Raw genomic sequence first — 20,231 nt, 5'->3', positions numbered from 1 at the left:
CGCTGCGCGAAAGTGTCATGGCTTCGATCGCTGTTGTCCATGAATTTCTTGATTCAATCCGCCTAGCGGTTGAAATTCCTGGACAAAGGCGAGCGCTAGCGCTTCTCTTCCATAACACTTTCGCTCCGCTCAATCAAGAGCCAACCCCGACTCGGCATTCCTTCCAAGTCGGAATTGCCAAAGAAAAAAGATGGAGAGCAGAGAAAGAATCATTAACCTGGTTAAAGGTCCAGGTTAATGATTATCCACAGGTGGATAAAACCACTTTGCTTTGCCACTTATTTTATGTAGGGATCAAATCGGTCAGTATCAACAAAGGGAACACGATAATCCAACTGTCGAACCGGTCTAGAACACCGCCATGACCCGGCAGGATGGAGCCGGAATCCTTGATGTTGCGGACACGCTTGTAGGCCGATTGGATGAGGTCGCCCAGTTGACCGGCTACAGCTACGATAAGACCGATCAATAACGAAGTCCCGATGTCGACAACATGCGGTGCGCAGACTGCGAATAGAAGCGCTGCAATGACCGCAAGGACAACACCGCCGACAGCACCTTCAATCGTCTTGTTTGGGCTAATAGACGGCCATAGCTTATGCTTACCCATTGCCCGCCCGACGAAATACGCGCCTGCATCGGAAGCAACATTGCATGTAATAATAAGAAACGACCAGAAAATGCCGTGGTGGTCCAAATCCCGAACGGCATTCATAGAGCTAAAGCCGTAACCTACATATAAAGCGCCTAACAACATAAGCGAGGCGCCGTCGATGGTTATTTTGTTTTTAGTGAATACCGTTACCGCAAGCAGCAAGAAAGCCAGCACCCATAGCACGGTAATCGACGAAGGCGAATCTACGCCCATGAGCTTCCACGGCCATACGAACATAAGCACGCCCGCATAACCCAGCAGAGACGCCGGCTCATTCCACGAGTGCCCGTTCATCTTCGTATATTCATTAAATCCAAGCAATGCCAGCAACACCAGCGCAACTGCATAAAACCATCCGCCGGCTAAGAGCAAAGCAACAAACGCCGCGCCGGCAAGCAGTCCCCAAATGATTCTCTGTTTCAAGTGATGGTCACTCTCCGTTATCGATGCTATAAACCGCCGTATCGCCGGGCACGCCGCTGATATTCCTGAATGGCTTCCTGCAAATGCGCTTCGGTAAACTCCGGCCAATAAACGTTCGTAAACCACATTTCGCTATAAGCAAGCTGCCATAGCATGAAGTTGCTCAACCTGAGTTCACCGCTCGTACGGATCAGCAAATCGGGATCAGGAATGTCTCCGCTTAACAAACGGCTGGAGAGCAGCTGCTCGTCAATCTGCTCGGTTGATAAACGTCCGTCCTGTACATCGGCAGCAATTTCTTTGATCGCTTCAAGCATTTCCCTGCGACCGCCATAATTAAGAGCAAAATTGAGTACGAGTCCAGTATTTTGAGCCGTTTTCGTGATAGCTTCCTCGACAGCGCTAAGCGTAAACGAAGGCAGGTTTTCTTTATGCCCCATCATGCGAACTTGAACGTTTTTTTCAATGAGCTCTGCCAGCTCGATTTCCAAAAATTGCTGGGGAAGCTTCATCAGGAACTCAACTTCGTCTTTGGGCCGCTTCCAGTTTTCCGTGGAAAAAGCGTACAATGTCAAATATTTGACACCAAGACGATCTGCCTCCATTACGATTCGCTTCACCGTTTTCATACCGGTATGATGGCCGGCGATTCGTGGAAGCCCACGTTTCTTTGCCCAACGTCCGTTGCCGTCCATGATAATGGCGATATGCTTCGGAACATTGTCAGCTGCCAACGGTTCAGCCGCATTCGAGGACGATTTGCCAAGTTTAGCCCAAAGTCGACTGATCATGTTTGTTCCTCCCACCCGGAATTCAAAAAACCAAACCCCACCTGACGGAGGGGCTGTAGGCGCAATTATACTTCCATAATCTCTTTCTCTTTAGCTACCAATACTTTATCAACTTCCGCGATGAAACGGTCCGTTGCTTTTTGAATGTCTTCTTGATGGCGACGGGATTCGTCTTCCGAAATCGTCGTTTTCTCAAGCTTTTTGATATCGTCGTTTGCGTCGCGGCGGATATTGCGGATAGCAACCTTCGCTTCTTCGCCGAACTTCTTCGTCGTTTTAACAAGCTCGGTGCGGCGCTCTTCCGTAAGCGGCGGCAAAGTGATGCGGATAGCCGAACCATCGTTGGATGGCGTCAATCCAAGATCGGATTTCATAATCGCTTTCTCGATCGCTGCGATCGACGATTTGTCCCAAGGCTGAATAAACAGCGTGCGGGAATCCGGAACATTAATATTCGCTAATTGCGCAACGGGCGTAGGCGCCCCGTAATATTCAACTTGAACACGGTCGAGCAAAGCAGGCGTTGCCCGTCCTGCACGAAGTGTAGCCAGATCACGTTTCAAAGCACCGATTGCTTTCTCCATACGCTCTTCTGCATTTTTCTTAATTGCTTGCGGCATTATTTCGCACTTCCTCTCACAATAGTACCAATCTTCTCACCAAGCACGACTTTCTTAATATTCCCTTTTTCGGTAATCGCGAACACGACGAGCGGAATATTGTTATCCATGCAAAGCGACGATGCCGTTGAATCCATAACTCCAAGGTTTTTGTTCAGTACTTCCATGTAAGTCAATTCTTCGTATTTCTCTGCTGTAGCGTCTTTGAACGGATCGGCGGAATATACGCCGTCAACTTTGTTCTTAGCCATCAGAATGACTTCCGCCTCGATCTCGGCTGCGCGAAGGGCTGCAGTCGTATCTGTCGAGAAGAACGGGTTGCCTGTGCCGGCTGCGAAAATGACAACGCGGCCTTTCTCCAGGTGACGGATTGCGCGGCGTCTTATGTAAGGCTCCGCGATTTGTTGCATGGCGATCGAAGTTTGAACGCGAGTAGGCACTTCGATCTGCTCAAGCGCATCCTGCAAGGCCAGGGAGTTCATTACGGTTGCCAGCATGCCCATATAGTCTGCTGTTGCCCGGTCGATGCCTTTAGCCGTGCCAGCAATACCGCGCCAAATGTTGCCGCCGCCTACAACGATAGCGACTTCAACACCGAGTGCAACTACTTCTTTAACTTGATCAGCGATTTCGGAAATGACCGAGGCTTCAATGCCGTAGCCTTGATCCCCCGACAAGGATTCTCCGCTTACTTTTAGAACAATTCTTTTGAAAACAGGCTGTCCCATCGTCCCTACCTCCATCTTGTACCTCGCGGGCGAGGTAACATCCTATTATTTAGAAAAAAAGAGCGGGGCGAACGCCCCGCCCCGCCTGTGCGTTCGGTTTACAGTTTTGCTTGAGCCATAACTTCTTCAACGAAGTTATCCACTTTTTTCTCCAAGCCTTCGCCCAGTTCGTAACGAACGAAACGACGGATCGAGATGTTTTCACCGATAGCGCTGATTTTCTCGTTCAGAAGAGCCGAGATTGTTTTGTCCGGATCTTTAACGAAGGATTGCTCCATCAGGCAGTACTCTTCGTAGTATTTGGAGATACGGCCGTCAACCATTTTTTCAACGATTTTTTCTGGTTTGCCTTCGTTCAGAGCTTGAGCTTTCAAGATCTCGCGCTCTTTTTCGATTTCCTCAGCAGGAACTTCTTCGCGTTTTACGAACTTAGGGTTTGCTGCAGCAATGTGCATTGCGATGTCGCGCGCGAAAGTGCGGAATTGATCTGTTTTAGCTACGAAGTCCGTTTCGCAGTTGATTTCAACCAGAACGCCGATACGGCCGCCTGCATGGATATACGATTCAACTACGCCTTCCGTTGCAACACGGCCAGCTTTGTTAGCAGCCGCGGACAGACCTTTTTCACGAAGCAATTCAATTGCTTTTGTGATGTCGCCGTTTGTTTCGTCCAATGCTTTCTTGCAATCGAGCATACCTGCTCCAGTTCTTTCACGAAGTTCTTTTACTGCGCTTGCGGATACCGCCATGATTAGCCCTCCTGGAAATTCCATTTTTAGTTTTTACGTTCAAAAAAAGGGCGGTGAGAGGCTTTCACCTTCTGACCACCCTTTGTTGTAGCAATTATATCGGATTAAGCAGTTGTTTGCTCGCCTTGGTTAGCTTCCACGATAGCGTCAGCCATTTTGGACGTCAGCAATTTAACCGCGCGAATCGCGTCGTCATTGCCTGGAATTACATAGTCGATTTCGTCCGGATCGCAGTTCGTATCAACGATACCTACGATTGGGATACCGAGTTTGCGTGCTTCAGCAACAGCGATACGCTCTTTGCGAGGATCGATGATGAACAGCGCGCTAGGCAGGCCTTTCATGCCTTTGATGCCGCCGAGGAATTTTTCCAGACGGTCTTTTTCTTTGTTAAGAATGATAACTTCTTTTTTCGGCAGTACTTCGAAAGTACCGTCTTCCGACCATTTTTCGAGTTGACGCAGACGGTCAATACGTTTTTGGATCGTTTGGAAGTTAGTCAGCGTACCACCCAACCAACGTTGGTTGATGTAGAAGTTGCCGCAACGTTCAGCTTCTTCTTTTACCGAGTCTTGAGCTTGTTTTTTCGTACCTACGAACAGCATAGTGCCGCCCTCGGCAGCTACAGAACGTACGAAGTTGTAAGCCTCTTCGACTTTCTTGACTGTTTTTTGCAGGTCGATAATGTAAATTCCGTTTCTTTCTGTGAAGATATAACGATCCATCTTAGGGTTCCAACGACGAGTTTGGTGACCGAAGTGTACCCCAGCTTCGAGAAGCTGTTTCATGGAAATAACCGCCATATTCAACACACCTCCTGTTATGGTTTTTGAGTAATTACCTCCGCCCATCGCATCTTCCGCTAAAACTTCCGGCGACCGGAAGCACCATTAACGGAATTAATAGGCGTGTGTTTTTAACACCGTCAATTACTATAACATATCTGCCTACACGGTGCAACAGATGATTGTCGAAATTTTGCAGTTTGTCTTTAGCCCTTCATTTTTTGCTCGAACTCCGATTTCGTAAGCGGCTTGCTTGTCAGAATACGTATGATGTCCGTAACCGTCGGATTTCCTTCAAAAATGAAATAACCGGCGCGGACGGGCTTATTTTTCATGGCCTTGATAAAAGCAGCCTTGTCCGAAATCAGCTTTTGCCCGGCGAGCAGCTCCGCAGTGTCCGTCAAGTTCATGCCGCCTGTAATGCGAAGCTGCCGTTTAACGACTTCTTCGGCTGGCTTTTCTGCGGCTGCTTCCTTCTTATCGTCGTTCTTGCTGCTATCAGCAGGCGGTTCCGGCGCTTTGACCGCAGGTGACTCCTCCGGCTTCTCCGCTTCCGGATTGGCGGTTTCCATCGCATTCTGGCTTGCTTTAGCCCGCTCCTCCGCAAGCTTCTCGTCCAGCTGCGCCTGCGTATACAGCTTCGGCTCCCCATCGTTGAATCCGTCCGAAAGCTTCCGCTGGCTTTCGTCCCCTATCTGCATCAGCTGCAGCAAAATAGCGCCGGCAATGATGCCGACACCTAATCCTGCGACAAAGGAGCGGTTCTTAAACATAAGCCTTCTCCTCCTGCTTGGCTAGCTGCAAGATAAGCTGCACCTCGCCTTTATTCATATTCAGCTTTTTCGCGATGGCTTCGATAGACTTGCCTTGACGATAAAAATCAAACAGATCAGGATAACGCAGCTGTATGCCCGAAACGGGCTGCTCGGGCTCCTGATCGACGATTGTCGGCTGATCTGCCGCCGGAGCGGCTTTAGCCATCCCGGAGACAGGCATGGTTTGCGCAGCCTGCAATAAATCGTTTTGACGCTGCTGCTGAAGGAAGGCAAGCTGCTGCTCCAGCAGCATGCTTTTGTTCTCGAGCTCTGTCATCCGCTGCTTGTTCGCATCCGCCTGCTGTTTGCCCTCTTCTCGCAAAGCCGAAACAAGCTTAACCAATTCTTGATGGTCCAGCTCGGTATTCTCCATAAACTGCTCGAGCGCGATTTCCATATTGCGCGTATCCTTCGCTTCCCGCTCCTGCTGTTTTCTTGGCAAAAACAACGAAGCCACGGCTACAACCGCACCGAGCAGTACAATATAAGTCCAGTTTGACATCATTCACACCCTCTACAACCTTTGCTGTTCTTATAGCGTAATATCCACGTGATGCCCTTTATAGGGATGCTCGGCCTTTTCCTCCGAATTCGCGGACTCCTCCTGCCCCTGCTTCTGCTTTCGCTTGGCGAGATAAGGATTTCCGTTTTGGCGCTCACGGTCATTGCGAACGTTCGTTCCGCCCGTCTGTTCAACGCCGGTATTCCTGCTGCGCAATTGCTCGGTTTGCTTAGAGGCTAGTTCGGCCAAACGCGAAACCTCCGCATTCGCCTTATGATTCGACTGGCTTTGAATTCCGCCCGCTTCGGGGGTACGCGGGATCGACCATTGCAAATCAATGGGCTTAAACGCCATTTTCAAGCTCCTTCCTACGAGAAAGGTAATTGTACGATATCCCCGTCTGTATACCGGAAAGAAACACGTTGTACAGGATCTTTAATGAAACGCGTATAACGTCCGATCACAATCTTGATGCCGCCGTATACCGTGTGGCTAACATCGACCTTTGCTTTATCGGTATCCTCAAGCGTTTTCTCAATCTCCAGAATACGTTCTCTGATCTGGTCGATCTCGGCGGTTGTCTGGCGTCTGGTCGCGCCCAGTTTGATCCGCATGGCCATTTTTTGATCGTTTAACTGGTCCATCGCGGCTTGCTGGTCAAGAATCGTTAATGCTTTCACCGTCTTGTCCATCGCATCCATATGCTTGCGAAGCGTTAAGCGCAGTTCCTGCAGCTCGGACCGGGACTCTGGCTGCACCCCTACTTCAATTGTGGTAGCCGTTGACATCGTATTGCCGATCACGCGCGCCGACACTTGCTCAACCGCTTGTATGGAACCGCCAACAATCAATCCCTTTGAACCTTGGCAAATCACGCTGCGTCCGGCTCGAACATGCGAATGCATGATGCTCTGCGACACCAAAACATCTTCGCCGGCAATAACATTGCTGTCCTGGATGAAGGAGCTTTTTACGTTCTTTTGCGCTTTGACATAGCCTTTATTGCCGGCCATGATACCGCCGGTTATCTCAATCGAACCCTCGGATTCCAGCTCCGCTCCCTCCACGCCGCCTATTACGCGGATATCGCCGGACGCTTTAACCCGAAACCCGCTGAGGACATTGCCTCGAATGACCACCGTTCCGACAAAATCGATGTTGCCGACTCTATAATCAACGTCTCCGTTAACTTCGTATACCGGGAAAACGTTTACTTTCTCTTTGTCAGTAATCGTAATAAGACCGTCAATTAGGGCATACATGGCCGTCTGGGTCTCGTTCACAACAACGTTTTTCCCCACTTTAAACCTAGCCTGCTTGCCTTGCTTGGCAGGAATCTCGTCGCCGGTTACCATCATGCCGGGCGAACCGAAAAGGGCATCGACCCGCTCTGCGATTAATTGACCGCGCTTTACGTTTTTCAGCCGGGAAACTTCCTTGAAATCCACCTTGCCGTCTTCCAGCTCTGCAGGACGCTGGGTTTGCTCCTGCATGTCATAAGCGAAACGGATAGATCCGTCCTTACCTGGCGAAGCCGGAGTACCAACAGCGATTAATGTTTGCTCTTTGCAATACGCGAGCGTATTGGTGCAAATTTCATTTAACAGACTTGTTCGTATCCCATATACAACGCCCTTGCTGCGTACAAATCGTTCCAATTGACCGGGAGTACAGTCGAAATCCTCGGTGATCCGGTTAAAGGTCAGTAAGGCAGACAGCTTGTCAGCTGATATCTGGATACGCAAGTAAGACTCCAATAAATGGTCTTCCACCTTGCCTACTCCCTTCTAATGCTGCAGTAATTGATCTTTATGCTTCGCTAACGCTCCGCGCAGCCGTAAGATAGCTTTCGAATGTAACTGGGAAATCCTTGATGGGGATAACGACATGACTTCTGCTATCTCGCTTAACGATAATTCTTCATAATAAAAGAGCGAAATAACGGTGCGCTCCTTCTCCGTTAATTTCTCAATGCCGCTGACGAGCGAGTCCTTGAGGAAAAACTCATGCGCTTTATGATCCGGATTTTTGGCCCGTTCATCGATAAGCAGCGATAGTCTCGTTTCCGATTCCTCTTCACGGATCGGATCCTCGAGCGAGCATACCGTCGTAATCGCAATTTCATGAAGCATCGTGGTAAATTCCTTCTCGCTGACATTCAAATATTCGCTAATCTCCGCGTCGGAGACGGAACGCAAGTATTTCTGCTCCAGGCTTTGATAAGCTTCTTCAATGCGCTTTGCCTTCTCGCGCACCGAGCGCGGCACCCAGTCACCCTGGCGAAGACCGTCGATAATCGATCCGCGGATTCTCCAGGATGCATAGGTTTCAAACTGTAAGCCGCGACAATAATCGAATTTCTCGATCGCATCGATAAGCCCCATGACTCCGTTGCTGGCGAGATCATCCTTTAGAACATTTTTGGGCAATCCAATCGCCATACGGTTCGTTACATAATCGACCAAAGGCAAGAATTGCTCGATGAGACGCTTCTTGGCTTCAAGATCGCCTTCCTCTTTCCACGCTCGCCACAAATCCAAGTTCGCAGTCGCAATCATGTCACTCACCCTCCAGTCAGATGACGAATGGCCTTAGCCAATTCCTCAGGCTCTTTATTCTGCGTTGATACCAGCTTTGGCGGCGTTAACGGCTTAAACTCATTTTGTTGGTCTTGCTGTTGTGCGTCCTGAGCCTTATGGCCGTCCATCTGCGATTTAAGCAGTTGATTCAGGTCTTCGCTCTCGTCGGGAGTTTGGAGATCCAGCTGTGTGCCTTTTCCTTCTTCTCCTGCTGTCTCTGCTTGATGCATCACTGGCGGACTAAGAATTAAGGCAAGCAGAAACCGCATGACAAATGCAATCGCAGCAAAGGCGATGAAAGCATACATGCTGCGCATCAGCATGACAGACAGCGGGTTTTTACCAATCGAAAATAATAAGGTTAATACCGCGCCAAAAATCCCCAAGCCGACATTCCATCGCCAATTTCCAACCATTTCAAATCTCCTTTATTCCAAACTGCACGCTTCTTATAGTCAATACACCGCTGCTGCTGTCAATTTCAATCGTGCGGCCATAATTCCCGCCCGTATCCTGTCCCACTACGGGGATCGAATAGCTCGCGAGAATGTCCAAACAGGATTCTACGTTCCGGGGTCCGATTCGCATCGAATCCGACTGGCCGGAGAAAGCAAACATTTGCGCTCCGCCGGCCATTTTTGCCTTTAGACGCCCGATAACGGCGCCTTCTGCTTTCATCTGCCCAATAAGCTCGGGAATTGCCGTATCCGCATATTTGGCAATATTCATGGTCGACTCTCTGGCAATTTCCGAAGATGGCAGCATAACATGCGCCATACCCGCAATTCGTGCAACAGGATCGTATAACGTCAGTCCGACACAAGAGCCTAGTCCTGTTGTCCTCAGATGTGCTCCGTCCGCAGCCCATTTTAAATCTGCCATGCCGACCTTGATCACATCTAGTTGGATCATTCGGTCAGTACTCCCAAGGATTGAAATATTTTAGTGAAGGAATCCGGGTCCGGAATAAGGAAGAAATGCCCCTCCAGCTCTTCTCTGTCTTCAAGAAACGTTGTTTCGATAAGCAGGGCGGAATCCCCCATCTCGCCGTATTGCATCAGGCCGTAGGTCAGGATTGGACCTGCCATATCCCTGGCAACGGAAGGCACCGAAGGCGCCATGGACAAATGCGTAAAGTCAGCAAGGGAAGATAAATAAGATCCCGCCAAAATGTTGCCGATCTCGCAAAGGGCGGACATTTCCATCTCCGAATAGCTGTCTTTTGAATCGCAATCCAGTGACAGAAGCTGTCCCAAGAGACGCTTCGCGGCATCCTCCTGGATGATGAAAAACATATTGCCGGGCGCTTCCCCTTCTACGCGAAGATACACGGCAATGACAACCTGCTCCGAACCGCCGACGCGGTCCGCTACTTCCTCGAAAGGCAGCAGGCTGACCTTGGGGACCGCCATATCAACCGGCTTGTCCAGAAGGCGGGATAATGCGGTTGCCGCATTACCCGCCCCGATATTGCCGACTTCCTTCAGAACATCCATCTCAAACGCTTTGAATCGGTTAAAAGCGTCCACGCTTACACCTCTAACTGCTCAAGCTGAATGATCTCGCTTTTGTTCAGCACTTCGGACAGATTCAGCATAATAAGCAGCCGGTTATCTCCGAACTTCGCAATGCCTCTCAAATATTTCGCTTTAATCCCGCCTACAATCTCAGGCGGCGAATCAATGGTGTCCGCGTCGATATCCACGACGTCATTGGCGGAATCAACGATAAAGCCAACTTCCATTTCGTTTACCGCAACGACAATGATCCGGCTGTTCTCCGTTGTTGCCGATTCCTCCAAGCCAAAGCGGCCGCGAAGGTCGATTACCGGAACGACGATCCCGCGCAGATTGATAACTCCTTTAATGAAGGAAGGAGTTTTCGGAACGCGGGTGATTGGGGATAAACGCTCGATAGTACGGACTTTATCCACCTCAATGCCATATTCCTCATGTGCCAGCGAAAATACGATTACTTTTAATTCTTCTCCCATCGTTAAGCCCTCCCTATTTGATAAGTGCGTTAGGATCAATAATGAGCGCCACTTGGCCGTCGCCTAGAATGGTCGCACCGGATATTGCCTCGATATTGGTCAAATATTTGCCTAGCGATTTCAATACAATTTCGCTTTGTCCAATAAACTCATCAACGGTAATTGCCGCCCATTTATCCCCTTTTCGGATAACGACGATTTCGGTCTCCGTCTCGTTCTGCTCGTTAAAGTCGGGCGAATCGAGCACCTTGCTTAAAGAAACCAGCGGAATAACCGCGTTGCGGAAATGAATCATCCGGTTGCCGTGCACGTTCAGAATCTGATCCTTCTGGATAATGCCGGTTTCCACGATAGACGTAAGCGGAATCGCGTACTTCTCTGAACCTAGCTTAATCAGCATCGCCGAAATGATAGATAGAGTCAGAGGCAATTGAACGGCAAATTTCGTTCCGCGCCCGAGCGCGGAATCTACCGTTACATTTCCGCCAAGCGAAGTGATCTTCGATCTGACAACATCAAGGCCAACGCCGCGTCCGGAAATATCGGAGATTTTATCAGCCGTGCTGAAGCCGGGAGCAAATATCAACATGTTGATATCTTCGTTAGTCAATTGCTTCGCCTGTTCCTCGGTCACTACGCCGTTCTTGATCGCCGTTTGGAGAACTTTCTCGCGGTTAATGCCTCTGCCGTCTTCCTCAACCTCGATAAAGACATGATTGCCGCTGTGATAAGCCCGCAGATTAATCGTGCCTGTCTCCGGCTTGCCCGCTGCGATACGTTCTTGAGTGGTTTCTATGCCATGGTCCACCGAGTTGCGTAGCAAGTGAACGAGCGGGTCGCCAATCTCGTCAATGACTGTGCGGTCAAGCTCGGTATCCGCCCCCGTAATGACAAGATCGATCTTCTTGTCGAGCGATTTGGCCAAATCGCGAATCATGCGCGGGAAACGGTTGAAGACCGAATCTACCGGAACCATTCTCAGCTTGAGAACGATATTTTGCAGATCGGAGCTGACGCGCGTCATATGCTCAACGGTCTCCGTCAGATCGTTGCGGCGGATTTCGCTGGATAGCTGCTCCAGCCTTACACGGTCGATCAGCAGCTCGCTGAACAGGTTCATCAAGGCATCCAGACGATCGATATCAACGCGAATCGTTCTGGATACGGCTGCTGGCGCGGTGGATGCCGCAGCCTGCGTGCGCGCTGCGCCAACCTGCTTGCCCGCTTCTTCCTTCGCGGCTTCCGTCTGCTGACCTGCCTGTGCAGGCGCGGCGGCGGGAGCTTGCTCTTTAGCCGCCGCGTTATTCAGCATGGCCAGCGATTCAAGATCTAGCAGCGCAACGGATACTTTTTCGATCTCCGAGATTGCCGCAATTTGAGCTTCCAGCTCTTGCTGGGATAAAGTCGATATCGTAAACACGGAAAAGGAACGGTCGAATTTCTCCTGCTCCAGATCGGTTACGGATGGCTCCGATTTGACGATGTCGCCGTTCTTGCCCAGCAGGTCAAATACCATATAGGCGCGCACGCCTTTTAAAACGCAATCCTCGCGAATGTCTACTTCGATATAGTAGACGTTATGTCCGCTATCGATAGATTGCTGAATTACGGAGGTCTGGAATTCATCCAGAATTCCGCCGGTTTGCTGCATGGATAGGGACGGAGCCGACGATGCGGCTGCAGAGGCTCCGGCTGTTTTGTAGTCCCCTTTTACAATGGACTGCAACGAAACCACAATCGCGGTTACATCCGCTTTGCCCGTTCCGCCGCCTACGATATCCTGAACCATGGACTCGAGCGCATCAAGTCCCTTGAACAAGGTATCGAAAATAAAGTCATCCATTCTCAGCTTGCTGTTCCTGACGAGATCAAGCACGTTCTCCATCTCGTGCGTCAGCGAAGCAAGATCTTCATACCCCATCGTCGCGGACATTCCTTTAAGGGTGTGGGCAGAGCGGAAAATTGACTGGACGATCGTCAGATCCTCCGGTTCGCTCTCCAGGCGAAGCAAATTTTCGTTCAAGGCTTGCAGGTGATCATTGGACTCGTCGATAAACATCGATAAGTAGGCGTTCATATCCATTTTGTCGCACCTCCTGATAGGACTTTATATCATCTATTATCCTTTCAAAACCGCATGCTGCAGCTCGGCAGCAATCTGCTGCAGAGGCAGTACCGTCTTCACGCAGCCGGTCTCTATCGCGCTGCGCGGCATTCCATAAACGACGCAGGTCTGTTCGGATTCGGCAATCGCCGATTCCGCGCCGCTGTCGACGAGAGCCTTCATCCCTTTGGCCCCGTCGCTTCCCATTCCCGTCATGATGACGGCATGACGCTTCAGCTCGTCGAATGGGGTCAATGATTCGAACAGCACATCAACCGATGGACGATGTCCGTTACGCGGCGGCTTCTGGGTAAGCTGGACATAATAGCCGCTCTGGTCCTTCGCCAGTTCCATGTGATGTCCGCCTGGAGCGATATAGACAACGCCCGCCTTCAACCGGTCACCTTGAGCTGCCTCCACTACCTCAAGCTCGCTAAAGCTGTCCAGACGCTGAGCCAGCGATTTTGTGAACTTGGGGGGCATATGCTGGACGACCATTACGGGCGCAGGCAACTGGGCCGGAAGCGAAGAGATCACTTCGTGCAAAGCGCGCGGGCCGCCAGTTGAGGTTCCGATTGCAATTAATTGGTCGAAGCTGTCCGCGTGTCTGAACCGCTTCCGTTCTTTGTTTTCTTCCAGTGCCGCCGCGACTGGCGCGACCGGTATAATCGGGGCCGACTCGAATGGCCTGCTCCCATCGCTCATTGGCTTTACCGGATTTCTCAAGCCGCCTGTTGCTTTGGTCTTCCTCTCGATTGCCGGAGCAGAAACATCTCTTGCCTCTGCCTGCTGTTCCGGCTGCAGCAGCCCGCGCTTGCGGTTATTCCCTTCTTCCACCGGTTTCACGGGCTGACCAACCGGCGAATGCATGGGCTTGTCCCGTTTACTGGAAGCTTTCTTCTTCTCCGTGTCCATTACAGAGGCGGAATACCTTCTGGTCAGGACCGCTATTCTGAGCTTCTCCAGCAACAGCTCTCCGACCCGGACAATGTCATTCGAGAAAGCGCCCATCGGCTTGCGGATAAAGTCGAATGCCCCAAACTGCAATGCCTTAATGGTTTCTCTCGTGTTCTCTTCGCTGATGCCGGATAACATGATGACAGGTGTAGGCTGTTCGAGCATGATCCGCTGCAAGGCATCGAGCCCGTTAAGCTCGGGCATCTCGAGATCAAGCGTTACGGCATCGGGCTTCCATTTCTTGACGGCTTCAATGGCTTCAATTCCATTACAAGCGGTTGCCACAATCGTAAATTGGGGGTCCTGAACAATTAGATCGCTGAATATTTTTCTCATGAAAGGCGAATCGTCCACGACCAGCACGCGATAAGGAGCCATCCTGTTCCCCCTCTTATGTATGAATATCTACCGGTTAAACCTAAACATCTTATGTATGAATCCTTTTACCCCAGCTGCGGCGGTTTGCTCCGGAATGGACATCTCCAAGTATCGGCGTGCAATTTCGTCAATTCCTCTCGATGCGTCGCTCCCGGGAAAAGCAACCGTAAACGGCGTTTGCCGCTTTACGGCTTTCGTAACATTCGGATCATCCAGGATGACGCCTAATGTCGGAAGTTCGGCGTGAAGGAATCTTCTTGCTACAAGATTGATTTTATCCGCAGTCTGGATGCCTTCCTTGCGGTCTGTCGCGCGGTTTATGATCAGCTTAAAGGCGGCGTTGATCCCCATCGACTTGACCATCTTTACCAAGGCGTACGCATCGGTAATCGCTGTTGGCTCCGGCGTGGTCACAACAAAGGTTTCTTCCGCCGCTGAGATAAACTTGACGGTCTCCTTCGACAGGCCGGCTCCCGTATCGAAGAGAATAAAATCATATTCCCCCTGAAGCTTGCCGATCTGTTCCGAGAACCAGTCCAGCTGCTCCGCGGTTAAGTCGAGAAGATCTTGAAACCCTGAACCGCCGGCGATAAAATGGACGCCTGACGGTCCAATCTGGATAATATCCCAGATGGTTTTATCCTGCTTGAACAAATGATAGAGGTGATAGGAAGAGCTTACTCCCATCAAAACATCGATATTGGCCATCCCGATATCCGCGTCAAATACGAGAACCTTTTTTCCCAGGCGTTGCAGCGCTATGGCAAAGTTCAGGCTGAAATTGGATTTTCCAACGCCGCCCTTCCCGCTTGTAATCGTCACGATGCGGGTAGGACGGGCAGTCTCCTGGCCCATCCTCATCTTCACCATGTTGCGAAGCGCCTCCGCTTGATCATTCATCGGCAGGAGCCCCCAGCAGCGCATCCATATATCGCTCCGCGTTGAATGGGGCAATATCGTCCGGCACGGTCTGGCCGCTGGCAACATACACAGGCTGCAATTCATTCTTCAAGGCCAGGTTTAGAATCGAACCGTACACCGAGGTCTCATCCAGCTTCGTGAATAGCACCTTACGGACTCCGTATTTCACGAAATTGTCCGCCACCGCCATCATGTCTTTCGTTTTGCCGGTCAAGCTCAGCACCAACACGGTCTCGCTTTGATGGCTGGATTGCAGAAGACTGTTTACTTCGGATACATGAAGTTCATTGCGGAAATTGCGGCCAGCCGTATCCATATAAATCAGTTCGCGGTCTTCCAGCTGCTTGAAAGCTTTCGGCAGATCCATCGGCGAGAACACAACTTCCATTGGCACGTTCAAAATATTGGCATACGTTCGTAACTGGTCAACCGCCGCAATACGGTAAGTATCCGAAGTAATCAAACCGATCTGTCGTCCGAACTTGATCGATTGCCCCGCTGCCAGCTTTGCGATTGTTGTCGTCTTGCCTACCCCCGTCGGGCCAACGAAATGAACGATTCTTGCCGATTCGCTTATGGATTGACGACTGTAAGGGACCAGCCACTCCAACAGCAGCTCCCGGGCAATCTGCCAGGTTTCCTCCAATTCCGGCATTTCCTCCTTGCGGTCGGCAAGTCTCTCGTTTACCGCGTCGATTAACCGGTCAATCAGTTCCGGCTCCACTTCCTGTTGGATCAAACGATCATACAAGGATTGAATAGCGAGCGGCCGGTTATTGTCCGGATTATGCATCGACAGCTGCTTCAAAGATTGCTTGATAAACCGGATCTCTTCCAACAGATCATCGTTAATCCGGTTAATCGTCTGTGACGGAGGCGAAGCCGGCGTGACGGGCGGAGGCGAAGCCGGCGTGACGGGCGGAGGCGAAGCCGGCGTGACGGGCGGAGGCGGCTGAACGGCAGGGGCGGGCGCGGGGGCCGGAGGTTCAAGTACCGCCGTTGCCGCAGCTGCTTGTCTTTTCGACTCTTGAAGCGCTTGAACAACCCGCTGTACCTCTGCTGCCGCTTTTTTCGGTGCGGTTGCGGCAGGCGGCGCTGCGGCTCCCGACTCAATTGCCGCTATAACTTCCATCTTTTTCTTCCGGAACATCCCCATAAACCCGCCGATCCGGACTTCCTTCGTATTCAGGATGACCGCATCCTTGCCAAGCTCGCTCCGGATCATCGGCAGAGCCTCCGGCAAGGCGTTCACCACATAACGTTTTACTCTCATAAATTCACCACCCCTACGCTTTGAACTTCAATGTTAGGCTCAAGCTCGCTGTACGACAGTACCGGTACATCCTGCATGGTGCGTTCGACGATCTGTCTTAGATACATGCGGATGGTAGGCGATGTCAGTACAACGGGATGCTGGCCGGATTGAATCTGGCGCGACACTTGCTCATTGAGCTTCTGATAGATTTGCTGCGTTGCCACAGGGTCCAGCGCAATATAACTTCCCTGTTCGGTCTGCTGAACCGACTCGGCAATTTTCTTCTCGAGTGCCGGACCTACGGTAATTACCCTGAGCATATTGCCCGTCGAGGTAAACTGCTGCGTAATTTGTCTCGAAAGAGCCTGCCGGGCATACTCCGTAAGAATGTCCGGATCCTTCGTATAATGGGCTTGGTCAGCCAGCGATTCGAAGATCGTAACCAGATCCCGAATCGAAACTTTTTCTCGAAGAAGCTTAGCCAGCACCTTTTGCAAATCGCCAATCGATAGAATGGAAGGAATAAGCTCTTCGATAAGCGCCGGGTAAGATTCTTTCACATTTTCTACGAGAGCCTTGGTCTCTTGACGGCCGATCAGTTCATGAGCGTGGCGCTTGATTATCTCGGTCAAATGGGTCGCCACGACGGATGGCGGATCCACGACGGTATATCCGGAGATTTCCGCTCTCTCCTTCATCGCTTCATCAATCCAGAGCGCCGGAAGTCCAAACGCCGGCTCCGTTGTTTCGATGCCGATAACGGACTCGTCTTCAAAGCCCGGGCTCATCGCTAGATAATGGTTAAGCAGCAATTCTCCGCGCGCAACGATGTTCCCCTTAATTTTAATGACATACTCATTAGGCTTCAGCTGAATGTTATCTCGTATACGGATGACCGGTACCACAAGCCCAAGCTCCAGGGCGCATTGCCTTCGGATCATAATAATCCGGTCCAGCAGGTCTCCTCCCTGCTGCGTATCCGCAAGCGGAATAAGGCCATAGCCAAATTCGAACTCGATCGGATCCACCTGCAGCAGGCTGATGACACTTTCGGGACTGCGCACCTCTTCGATTTGCTGCTCCTCCTCCAGAAGCTCTTCCTGCTGCATTTGCTTGGCAATGGATTGCTGCATTCTCCAGGCTCCAAACAGAAGCAAGGCGGCAAAAGGAACCGTGCGCAAAATTCCGATTGGCGTAAATACGCCGAGCAAAGTGATTGTTCCCGCCACGATATAAAGCAGCTTCGGATATTTAAGAAGTTGCGTTGTAACGTCCTGCGCGAAGTTTCCGTCCGATGCGGCACGGGTTACGATCAAGCCCGCTGCCGTGGAGATAAGCAAGGCCGGAATCTGGCTGACCAAGCCGTCACCAATCGTAAGAATCGAGTACGTTTGCAGGGCGTCGGTAAAGCTGTCCCCATGAATGGCCATTCCGATAATGAATCCGCCGATGAGGTTAATAAGCAAGATAATGATAGAAGCGATCGCATCGCCTTTGACGAATTTGCTGGCACCGTCCATGGAGCCGTAAAAATCCGCTTCTCTTTCGATTTTCGAGCGGCGCTCACGCGCCTGCTGTTCATTAATCAGTCCCGCGTTCAGGTCGGCATCAATACTCATTTGCTTGCCGGGCATCGCGTCGAGCGTAAATCTGGCTGCAACCTCCGCTACCCTCTCCGAACCTTTCGTAATAACGATGAACTGGACAACGACAAGGATGAGGAAAACGACGAAGCCGATTGCGATTTCCCCGCCGCCTACCCAGGATCCAAACGTCTGCACAACCTCGCCCGCATGGCCGTGCGACAAGATATTACGCGTTGTCGAGACGTTCAGCGCAAGCCGGAATAAGGTTGTGACTAGCAGGATTGCCGGGAAGATAGAGAAATCGAGAGCTTCCTTCGTATTCATCGCAATCAGCAGAATCATGAGCGCGATCGAAATGTTCAGGATGAGCAAAATATCTAGCAGCAGTGTTGGTATAGGGATGACCATCATGAGTACGATGCCGATAATCCCAGCTAAGATAGCAATATCTTTCACTTTCATGATGTTGTCTCCTCCCTCTCAATTATGATGATCGAACCCGGCCTTTCATTTTATAGACGGCCGCCAATACTTCCGCCACAGCTTGGAACAAATCGGCGGGAATCGAATCGCCGATATCGGCCCGTTCGTATAACGCTCTGGCCAGAGGCTTATTTTCCATCATGACGACGCCGTGTTCCTTGGCGACTTCACGAATGCGCAGCGCCAAGTGATCCATCCCTTTCGCAATGATGACCGGGGCTTCCATTTTGGATGCATCGTACTGCAGGGCAATAGCAAAGTGGGTTGGGTTCGTAATAACCACGTCGGCTTTCGGCACCTCCTGCATCATCCGCTGCATCGCCATGCGGCGCTGCCTTTCACGGATTTTGCCTTTGATAAGTGGATCGCCCTCCGACTTCTTGTATTCGTCTTTGATGTCCTGCTTGGACATTCGGAGACTCTTGGCATGCTCGTAACGCTGATACATATAGTCGGCGAAAGCCAATATAACCAGCACGGCTCCGGTCTCCAGCCCCAGCTTCACCGTCAATCCGGCAGTAAAGGCGAAGATTTGCTGGACCGATAAACTCGATAGAATCAGTATCTTGTCCCAATCGCTCCAAATCGCCCGATAGACCAGAATGCCGATAATTAGGAGCTTTAGAATGCTCTTTAGAAACTCGACGACCGTTCGCATGGAGAATATCTGTTTAAAACCGTTAATCGGATTCAGCTTGGTGAATTTCGGCTTAAGCGATTCGCCGGTAAGCAGAAATCCGAACTGCATAACGTTTCCCAATATCGCTACGATTACAACGATAGCGAAAATCGGTGCCAGGAACATCAGCATATCGACCGCAAGCTTGTCAAACAGAGGCATAATGTTGGCCGTAGTAACTTCCATCGTAAGCCAATTATCAAACAGCTCCTGGAACACGCTCATAATCCTTGTCTTATAGTAGCTGCCCAATGCCGCAAAGGTTGCAAAGGTAAAGAGCAAAATCATGGAGCTTGGCAAATCGTTGGATTTGGCGATCTGCCCTTTCTTGCGGGCTTCCTGCGTTTTCTTGGGCGTTGCTTTTTCCGTTTTTTCTTGACTGAACAGCTGCAAGTCTAGCTCTAGGTAGTAAGATCTCAACGTTGCAGCCTCCTTATTTGCTATCGGTTTGTTGCACAATGCCAAACAATTGTTCCAGGTTGTCAAACATGATAGAGAACAGTCTTTCGAATATAGCGGATATACCGGGAAGCACCAGAATCAATAAACCAAGACCAAGGAGAAGCTTAAGCGGAATCCCGATTACAAACACGTTGTATTGAGGAGCTGTCTTTGCCAGGAAGCCAAGGCCTACATCCGTCAGGAACATCGCAATGACAAGCGGGGCTGCTACCTGCATGGCCAGCAGGAATGCGTTCCCTACCGCCCGCGACAGGAAATCGGTTATGCTTCCGTCGTATAGCCTGCTAAACAATTCATTGGACAGAGGCATCCATTTGTAGCTGTCCATCAATCCGGTCAACAGATAATGATGCCCGTTGACGGCCAGAAACACCATGATTAGAAGCATGTACTTGAAGTTGCCCAGCAGCGGGGCCGAGACTCCCGTCATCGGATCGATAACGTTTGACATGGCGAATCCGATCTGCATATCCATTAGTGCGCCGGCTGTTTGCACAACCGTCATAAAGAGATAAACGATGTACCCCATTAGAAGTCCAATCAGAACCTCCCGGAAAATGTACAGGACATACTCTGCATCCATCGGTACCGTCTTCTCTTTCAACCCATAGGTCATAAAGACGATAAGGGAGAGAAAAAAGCCAAGTCCAATCTTGAAGGTACTTGGTACTCCACGCATGTTAAACAGAGGTGCCACGACGAAAAACGATGTCATTCGACAAAAAATAAGCAAAAAAATAGGAAAGTACTCCACGATCTGATCCAT

General features: G+C 50.6%; 22 protein-coding genes. All 22 read right to left on the bottom strand.

Features of this window, described 5'->3' with window-relative positions:
• Window positions 1–283 precede the first annotated feature (283 nt).
• Window positions 284–1,078: a phosphatidate cytidylyltransferase gene (locus FHT67_RS11270; protein ID WP_167198148.1), complete on the bottom strand. Its 795-nt coding sequence runs from the start codon at window positions 1,076–1,078 to the stop codon at window positions 284–286.
• Between the two features lie 26 nt (window positions 1,079–1,104).
• Entirely contained in the window at window positions 1,105–1,869 is a 765-nt protein-coding gene (locus tag FHT67_RS11265) for an isoprenyl transferase (protein WP_132305594.1), read from the bottom strand.
• Between the two features lie 65 nt (window positions 1,870–1,934).
• A complete protein-coding gene (frr, locus tag FHT67_RS11260) occupies window positions 1,935–2,489 on the bottom strand; it encodes a ribosome recycling factor (protein WP_127495801.1) in 555 nt (184 codons plus the stop codon).
• Window positions 2,489–3,217 (bottom strand): UMP kinase, encoded by a 729-nt coding sequence (gene pyrH / locus FHT67_RS11255; protein ID WP_015844996.1) that lies wholly within the window; start codon window positions 3,215–3,217, stop codon window positions 2,489–2,491. The genes frr and pyrH overlap by 1 nt, the downstream gene beginning before the upstream one ends.
• A gap of 98 nt (window positions 3,218–3,315) precedes the next feature.
• Window positions 3,316–3,966, bottom strand: a complete 651-nt coding sequence (tsf, locus tag FHT67_RS11250; RefSeq protein WP_015844997.1) for a translation elongation factor Ts — start codon at window positions 3,964–3,966, stop codon at window positions 3,316–3,318.
• A gap of 104 nt (window positions 3,967–4,070) precedes the next feature.
• Window positions 4,071–4,769, bottom strand: a complete 699-nt coding sequence (gene rpsB, locus FHT67_RS11245; protein ID WP_015844998.1) for a 30S ribosomal protein S2 — start codon at window positions 4,767–4,769, stop codon at window positions 4,071–4,073.
• A gap of 188 nt (window positions 4,770–4,957) precedes the next feature.
• Entirely contained in the window at window positions 4,958–5,524 is a 567-nt protein-coding gene (locus tag FHT67_RS11240) for a hypothetical protein (protein WP_132305596.1), read from the bottom strand.
• Window positions 5,517–6,071: a DUF6115 domain-containing protein gene (locus FHT67_RS11235; protein WP_167198146.1), complete on the bottom strand. Its 555-nt coding sequence runs from the start codon at window positions 6,069–6,071 to the stop codon at window positions 5,517–5,519. The genes FHT67_RS11240 and FHT67_RS11235 overlap by 8 nt, the downstream gene beginning before the upstream one ends.
• Before the next feature lie 27 nt (window positions 6,072–6,098).
• Window positions 6,099–6,422, bottom strand: a complete 324-nt coding sequence (locus FHT67_RS11230; protein ID WP_132305600.1) for a hypothetical protein — start codon at window positions 6,420–6,422, stop codon at window positions 6,099–6,101.
• Window positions 6,423–6,436: 14 nt separating this feature from the next.
• Window positions 6,437–7,840 carry a DUF342 domain-containing protein gene (locus FHT67_RS11225; protein ID WP_132305602.1) on the bottom strand — a complete coding sequence of 468 codons (1,404 nt, stop codon included), beginning with the start codon at window positions 7,838–7,840 and terminating at the stop codon, window positions 6,437–6,439.
• Window positions 7,841–7,855: 15 nt separating this feature from the next.
• Window positions 7,856–8,626, bottom strand: coding sequence for a FliA/WhiG family RNA polymerase sigma factor (locus FHT67_RS11220; protein ID WP_132305604.1), 771 nt, complete (start codon window positions 8,624–8,626; stop codon window positions 7,856–7,858).
• 5 nt (window positions 8,627–8,631) lie between these two features.
• Window positions 8,632–9,063, bottom strand: coding sequence for a hypothetical protein (locus FHT67_RS11215; protein WP_132305606.1), 432 nt, complete (start codon window positions 9,061–9,063; stop codon window positions 8,632–8,634).
• A 1-nt stretch (window position 9,064) separates the two neighbouring features.
• Window positions 9,065–9,559, bottom strand: a complete 495-nt coding sequence (locus tag FHT67_RS11210) for a chemotaxis protein CheD (protein ID WP_132305608.1) — start codon at window positions 9,557–9,559, stop codon at window positions 9,065–9,067.
• A complete protein-coding gene (locus FHT67_RS11205; RefSeq protein WP_132307140.1) occupies window positions 9,556–10,143 on the bottom strand; it encodes a chemotaxis protein CheC in 588 nt (195 codons plus the stop codon). The genes FHT67_RS11210 and FHT67_RS11205 overlap by 4 nt, the downstream gene beginning before the upstream one ends.
• Window positions 10,144–10,178: 35 nt before the next feature.
• Window positions 10,179–10,640: a chemotaxis protein CheW gene (locus tag FHT67_RS11200; protein WP_127495811.1), complete on the bottom strand. Its 462-nt coding sequence runs from the start codon at window positions 10,638–10,640 to the stop codon at window positions 10,179–10,181.
• A 13-nt stretch (window positions 10,641–10,653) separates the two neighbouring features.
• Window positions 10,654–12,723, bottom strand: coding sequence for a chemotaxis protein CheA (locus FHT67_RS11195; protein ID WP_167198143.1), 2,070 nt, complete (start codon window positions 12,721–12,723; stop codon window positions 10,654–10,656).
• A gap of 36 nt (window positions 12,724–12,759) precedes the next feature.
• Window positions 12,760–14,079, bottom strand: a complete 1,320-nt coding sequence (locus tag FHT67_RS11190; protein WP_167198140.1) for a protein-glutamate methylesterase/protein-glutamine glutaminase — start codon at window positions 14,077–14,079, stop codon at window positions 12,760–12,762.
• A 27-nt stretch (window positions 14,080–14,106) separates the two neighbouring features.
• Window positions 14,107–14,979: a MinD/ParA family protein gene (locus FHT67_RS11185; RefSeq protein ID WP_167198137.1), complete on the bottom strand. Its 873-nt coding sequence runs from the start codon at window positions 14,977–14,979 to the stop codon at window positions 14,107–14,109.
• On the bottom strand, window positions 14,972–16,273 hold the full coding sequence (gene flhF / locus FHT67_RS11180; protein ID WP_167198134.1) for a flagellar biosynthesis GTPase FlhF: 1,302 nt from the start codon (window positions 16,271–16,273) through the stop codon (window positions 14,972–14,974). Before flhF ends, FHT67_RS11185 begins: the two co-directional genes overlap by 8 nt.
• Complete coding sequence (gene flhA / locus FHT67_RS11175; RefSeq protein ID WP_132305618.1) at window positions 16,270–18,303, bottom strand: flagellar biosynthesis protein FlhA; 2,034 nt, start codon at window positions 18,301–18,303, stop codon at window positions 16,270–16,272. The genes flhF and flhA overlap by 4 nt, the downstream gene beginning before the upstream one ends.
• A 22-nt stretch (window positions 18,304–18,325) precedes the next feature.
• Window positions 18,326–19,423 carry a flagellar biosynthesis protein FlhB gene (gene flhB, locus FHT67_RS11170; RefSeq protein ID WP_132305620.1) on the bottom strand — a complete coding sequence of 366 codons (1,098 nt, stop codon included), beginning with the start codon at window positions 19,421–19,423 and terminating at the stop codon, window positions 18,326–18,328.
• 13 nt (window positions 19,424–19,436) lie between these two features.
• Entirely contained in the window at window positions 19,437–20,231 is a 795-nt protein-coding gene (gene fliR, locus FHT67_RS11165; RefSeq protein ID WP_132305622.1) for a flagellar biosynthetic protein FliR, read from the bottom strand.

The organism is Paenibacillus sp. BK720, from assembly GCF_011761545.1.
Taxonomy (GTDB): domain Bacteria; phylum Bacillota; class Bacilli; order Paenibacillales; family Paenibacillaceae; genus Pristimantibacillus.
This window is presented reverse-complemented; position numbering and strand designations above follow the sequence as displayed.